This window comes from Pseudoflavonifractor sp. 60, from assembly GCF_009911645.1.
Taxonomy (GTDB): Bacteria; Bacillota; Clostridia; order Oscillospirales; family Oscillospiraceae; genus Lawsonibacter.
On sequence record NZ_QWKI01000119.1, the window covers coordinates 1 to 5,516 of the forward strand.

A 5,516-nucleotide genomic window follows, 5' to 3' on the forward strand; every position below is an offset into this window, starting at 1 on the left:
CGCTTTTACAGCGCAGTGCCTCGTCTCTGCCGGACCGCCTCATACAGCAGCACGGCGGCGGCGGCGGAGGCGTTGAGGGAGTTGATCTTGCCGAACATGGGGATGGACACGGTGAAATCGCAGTTTTCCGCCACCAGCCGGCCCATACCGCTCCCCTCGCTGCCGATGACGATGGCGGCGGGGCCCTTCAGGTCGGCCTGGTACAGGGGGGTGGACCCATCCATGGCGGTTCCGAAGACCCAGACCCCCTCCTCCTTCAGCGTCTTGAGCAGGGCGGGCAGGTTGGGGACCCGGGCCACCGGCACATGAGCCACCGCGCCGGCGGAGGTCTTCCCCACAATGGCGGTGAGTCCGGCAGAGCGGCGCTTAGGGATGATGACCCCGTGAGCTCCGGCGGCGTCGGCGGTGCGGATGACCGCCCCCAGGTTGTGGGGGTCGCTGAGCTCGTCGCACACCACAATGAGCGGGGGCTCCCCCTTCTCCCGGGCGGCGCTGAGGATATCGTCCACGCTGGCGTACTCTCGCACGGCGGCCTGGGCGATCACCCCCTGGTGGGAGTGGGTGCGGCTCATTCCGTCCAGCTTGCGCCGGTCGGCGTCCACCACCACAATGCCCTTCTCCCGGGCGGCGGAGGCGATGTGGCCCAGGGCGGCGTCGGTCTCCCCCTTGGCGATGAATATCTTGTCAATGGTCACACCGGCGCGCAGGGCCTCAATTACCGCGTTGCGGCCCTCGATGATGCCGTCGTTCTCCTGCTCCACCGGGGCGGAGCGGCGCAGCGGGGGGCGTTTGTTCATGGTTTTCCAGTCCTTCCCATGTCGAATTCACATACAAAATCAAGTTTACCACATTTCCTCTCCGATTGGAAGTGGAAGAATCAAAAAAGATATGCCGGTCCAGCGGCTTTTTGCCCCCGGAGACATGAACCGACAAAAAGGGTCACAGAAAGTTTACCGGAAGTTTACACAGTATTTTCTTGTTTTTATTCCCCAACTGTGGTATGATACCCTTTAACCCATTCCCCAAAAAACAGGAAAAATGGAGGTACGCTCCTTTGAAACCAGATAAAGGAAACAACAGAAAAAACACCTTCGGCCTGATCTCGCTGATTTTGTGGGCGCTGGTGCTGACGCTGCTCTTCCGCAGCTGTACCAGCAGCTACAACAGCTCCAACCAGGTTCAGGTGGATTACTCTACCTTCCGGCAGTGGGTTGTGGCGGACCTGGTGGAGTCGGTAAAAATCGAGAACAGCCTGTTTACCATAACCCTGAAGGAGGGCAAGGAGGAGGAGGCCCTCTCCTACATCCCCGAGGACGGCGGCCACCAACAGGCCTACGATATGTTCTCCTGGATGCCCATCCAGAACGAGCGGGAGACCGAGTATGTCACCACCCCGCCCCCCATCTCCGACTTGGAGCTGGAGAGCCTGCTGTCTGAGCACAACGTCCGCCACTGGACCCCGGCGGTGGATAACTCCTCTCAGATTCTCTATCTGCTCATCACCACCGTCCTGCCCATCGTCATCATGGTGGGGGCCATGGTGTTCCTCATGCGGGGCATTGGCGGCAAGGGGGGCATGGGAGGCATTGGCGGCGTGGGGAAGGCCAACGCCAAGGTCTACGTGGAGAAGAAGACCGGGGTCACCTTCCGGGACGTGGCCGGCCAGGACGAGGCCAAGGAGTCCCTGGAGGAGATCATCGACATCCTCCACAACCCCCAGAAGTACACTGAAATCGGCGCCAAGCTGCCCAAGGGGGCCCTGCTGGTGGGCCCTCCGGGCACCGGCAAGACTCTGCTGGCCAAGGCGGTGGCCGGAGAGGCGGGGGTCCCCTTCTTCTCCATCAGCGGGTCCGACTTTGTGGAGATGTTTGTGGGCGTGGGCGCCTCCCGGGTCCGGGACCTGTTTAAGGAGGCCAGCAAAATGGCCCCCTGCATCATCTTCATCGATGAGATCGACACCATCGGCAAGTCCCGGGACAACCGCATGGGGGGCAACGACGAGCGGGAGCAGACCCTGAACCAGCTGCTGGCCGAGCTGGACGGCTTCGACCCGGGCAAGGGGGTCATCGTCCTGGGGGCCACCAACCGGCCGGAGGTGCTGGACAAGGCGCTGCTGCGCCCCGGCCGCTTCGACCGGCGCATCACCATCGACCGGCCTAACCTGGCGGGACGGCTGTCGACCCTCCAGGTCCACACCCGAAAGATCAAGCTGGCCGAGGACGTGGACCTGAAGAAGATCGCTCTGGCCACCGCCGGCACCGTGGGGGCCGACCTGGCCAACCTGGTCAACGAGGCCGCCCTGCGGGCCGTGCGCCAGGGACGGCGGGCGGTGAACCAGGAGGACCTGCTGGCCTCCTTCGAGTTCGTCATCGCCGGCAGTGAGAAGAAGAACTCCGTCCTCACCGAGTTTGAGCGCAAGCTGGTGGCCTACCACGAGGTGGGTCACGCCATGGTGGCCTACAAGCAGAAGAACGCCGAGCCGGTGCAGAAAATCACCATCGTCCCCCATACCGAGGGCTCCCTGGGCTACACCCTGCTCATGCCCGAGGAGGATAAAACCAACCTGCGTACCAGAGAGGAGCTGATGGCCAAGATCGCCGTCTCCATGGGGGGCCGGGCGGCGGAGGAAGTGGTGATGGACACCATGACCAACGGCGCCTCCCAGGATATCCAAGAGGCCACCAACATCGCCCGGAACATGGTGGCTATGTACGGCATGAGCGAGGAGTTCGGCATGATGGCCCTGGGCTCCGTCCGGAACCAGTATCTGGAAGGGGGCTACGGCCTGGACTGCGCCCAGGACACCGCCGCCGTGATGGATAAGGCGGTGAAGGCCATTCTGGACGTGTGCTACAAGGACGCGGTGGAGGTCATCAGGGCCAACCGGGAGGACATGGACAAGGTGGTGGCCTATCTTCTGGAGAAGGAGACCATCACCGGCGGCGAGATGGTGGCCATTATCGAGGGCCGGGACCCCGCCACTGTGGAGGATGCCTATGCCTCCACCAAGTCCGCTGGGAAAAAGCCGCTGCCCGGGGATATCGAGCCCCCCGCCAAGTCCATCCACATGGTCAGCGAGGAGATCAAGCCCCCCGTTGACCTGGAGCAGATGCCGGTGACGGACCCCCGAAAGCCGGAGGGGGAGACACCGCCCCAGCCGGAGGTCCTCCCCGCCGCCGAGGGGGAGACACCGCCTCAGCCGGAGGCCCTCCCAGCCGCCGATGGAGACGATCCACCCCGGCCGGAGGGGCTCTCAAAGGAAGAGAACGACCCCCAGTGAGCGGAAAAGATATGCTGAATATGAGAACGGAAAAGGAACGTAAGGATACTGGCCGTACTCTATGAACTGCGGAAAACAGCGGGAAGGACAGCTGTAGCTGTGTGACCTGCTGGACACCATCGCCGACGCAAAAGCCAGGAAATAACACACAAGCGCCGCCCGTTTACGGGCGGCGCTCCTTCTGTCAGACCGCCTTGAGACAGGCGGCCAGGCACTGCTTCAATTCCAGATCAGCGTTGGAGAGGTACTCCCATATGGCGGACAAAGCGCCGGCGTACTGGCTTCCTGTTCCGTCCAGCCCAAGGACCATGATCTGAATGACATCCAGCCCATCAGAGATCCGCTGAGCCGCCGCCTCTAATTCCCGAAGCTGCATTTGAATATCCATGGGTTCACTCCTTGCTTTTTTCCAGGAGTTGTGATATGATTAAATTTGCCACTCCTCCTTGGTGTGGTCTATTAGAGTGTTGGTAGTTTGTTAGGGCCGCCAGCACTCTATTTTTCCTGACCAAGTTCTTCATCTACCTTTTCGTTGAGCCATTGGGTTTTTGTTTTGTTCTGCGCTTTCAACTTCTCTGTCAGCGCATTCAGCTTCTCGCGGGAGAGAGGAACGCTGAACTGCCCAATGGTTTCTCGACGCTTTCGGTAGTACTCCGCCGAGTTTGAGGGAGACAAGACTGTATCACCTCCTTGCTAGCTATCATGGCAGGCAGCTAGCAATATGTCAAGAGCATTCCGCCAAAATAGTGAAAAGACTTGCCCATATGGCGGAAGCTATGGTACAATATCCTCAAGAAAGGACCAGGAATAACACGGACCGCCGCCCCGGCTGAAAGGGCGGCGGTTTTTTTATAGTGCCTTTATTGCCTCGCTTGCCGTTCTTACCAAATACTCCATGGCCTGGACAGGGAACCTGCCGATGGCGGTCTCGCCGGTGAGCATCAGGGAGGAGGCCCCGTCCAGAACCCCGTTGTAGATGTCGCACACCTCCGCCCGAGTTGGAACGGGCCGCTGCTCCATGGACCACAGCAGCTGAGTGACCAGGCAGAAGGGCATTCCACGGGCTGTACACCGCCGGGCCACGTCCTTCTGGATGGCGGGCAGCTTCCACAGGGGAATGGAGCTGCCCAGATCTCCCCGGGCAATGCAGATCTGGTCTGCCGCGTCCATGATTTCGTCAACCCGGTCGTAGCCCTGGGGATTTTCAATCTTTGCCATGACCTGCAAATCCTCCAGCCCCAGCCGGGCCAGATTTTCCCGCAGGATCTCCACGTCCCGCCGCCCCCGGACGAAGGGCTGGAGGATGTGGGTCACGCCAAAGCGCCGGGCAAGGGCCAGATTGTCCAGGTCGGCGGGGGTCAGCGTGGGGGTGTCCAGCTCGGAGCCCAGGACGGCCAGGCTCTTCTTGCTCAGCAGAGTCCCGCCCCGCAGTACCCGGCACAGCAGCACCGTGCGGCTGGTGCGGCGGACCTCCAGCAGCAGGGTCCCGTCGTCCACCGAGAGCTGCTGGCCCCGCTTCGCCTGCTGGAGGATGATCTGGGGGATGGGTATGCCCCCCTCTCCCAGCAGGATATCCAGACCTTCACGCAATGGAACGGGCTGGGGCAGTTCCCCGACCCGCAGCTCCGGCCCCTGGAGATCCAAAATCAGATGGGCCCGCTCCTTGCCCGCCCGCCGGGCCGCCGGCCAGTAGACCTGTTCCAGCAGCGGGGTACACTGGGTCAGGCTGGTGTGGGACAGATTCAGCCGTACCCCTGTCATTCCAACCCGAAACAGCTTGCTGATGATCTCCTCCGTGGCACAGGGGTCCCCCAGTGTTGCGTAAAAGTCCATAGATTCCATCCTCTCCATCGATGTAAATTCTACATTTATTATAGACCCATTATCGGGGAAGTCAATGGTGTTACACCGAATTTCTGCGCCTGGTCCAGTCGCGCAGGGCTTCTACAAGCGGCGCAGCCGCTTGCCCCCTTTGGCAAAGGGGCCCCTGAGCGAAGTGAGGGCGGGGGATTGTCATCGGCAGACTACCTTCTATTTGAGATTTTCAGGCAAGGCAGTGCCAGCAAATCAATCCCCACCGGCTTCGCCGGAGCCCCTTTTCAAAGGGGCCAGGCCGCCTGTGGGCGGGACGGAGGATGAGCCCTGCGAAGCAGGGCCCCACAAGCGGCGCAGCCGCTTGCCCCCTTTGGCAAAGGGGGTGGCTGAGCGAAGCGAGGGCGGGGGATTGTCATCGGCA

The 5,516-nt window shown here is 61.6% G+C and carries 5 protein-coding genes; 1 reads left to right on the forward strand and 4 read right to left on the reverse strand.

What is annotated here, in order from left to right; genetic code table 11:
- Positions 1–5: 5 nt before the first annotated feature.
- Positions 6–797: a 23S rRNA (guanosine(2251)-2'-O)-methyltransferase RlmB gene (gene rlmB, locus D1646_RS13135; protein WP_160636886.1), complete on the reverse strand. Its 792-nt coding sequence runs from the start codon at positions 795–797 to the stop codon at positions 6–8.
- Between the two features lie 257 nt (positions 798–1,054).
- Here rlmB and ftsH point away from each other — a divergent pair, with 257 nt between their 5' ends.
- Complete coding sequence (gene ftsH / locus D1646_RS13140) at positions 1,055–3,280, forward strand: ATP-dependent zinc metalloprotease FtsH (protein WP_243154167.1); 2,226 nt, start codon at positions 1,055–1,057, stop codon at positions 3,278–3,280.
- A 184-nt stretch (positions 3,281–3,464) separates the two neighbouring features.
- On the opposite strand, the gene D1646_RS13145 is transcribed toward ftsH, so the two are convergent.
- The 3 genes from D1646_RS13145 to D1646_RS13155 all read right to left on the reverse strand — a co-directional run bounded on the left by D1646_RS13145 (position 3,465) and on the right by D1646_RS13155 (position 5,113).
- Positions 3,465–3,668: a hypothetical protein gene (locus D1646_RS13145; protein WP_160636888.1), complete on the reverse strand. Its 204-nt coding sequence runs from the start codon at positions 3,666–3,668 to the stop codon at positions 3,465–3,467.
- A 107-nt stretch (positions 3,669–3,775) separates the two neighbouring features.
- On the reverse strand, positions 3,776–3,955 hold the full coding sequence (locus tag D1646_RS13150; protein WP_160636889.1) for a hypothetical protein: 180 nt from the start codon (positions 3,953–3,955) through the stop codon (positions 3,776–3,778).
- Between the two features lie 174 nt (positions 3,956–4,129).
- A complete protein-coding gene (locus D1646_RS13155) occupies positions 4,130–5,113 on the reverse strand; it encodes a pyruvate kinase (RefSeq protein WP_160636890.1) in 984 nt (327 codons plus the stop codon).
- Positions 5,114–5,516: the final 403 nt, after the last annotated feature.

Bases quoted from the DNA above. Each gene is read 5' to 3' on its own strand.
- D1646_RS13155 (WP_160636890.1), bottom strand. From the start codon at position 5,113: ATGGACTTTTACGCAACACTGGGGGACCCCTGTGCCACGGAGGAGATC.
- rlmB (WP_160636886.1), bottom strand. From the start codon at position 797: ATGAACAAACGCCCCCCGCTGCGCCGCTCCGCCCCGGTGGAGCAGGAG.
- D1646_RS13145 (WP_160636888.1), bottom strand. From the start codon at position 3,668: ATGGATATTCAAATGCAGCTTCGGGAATTAGAGGCGGCGGCTCAGCGG.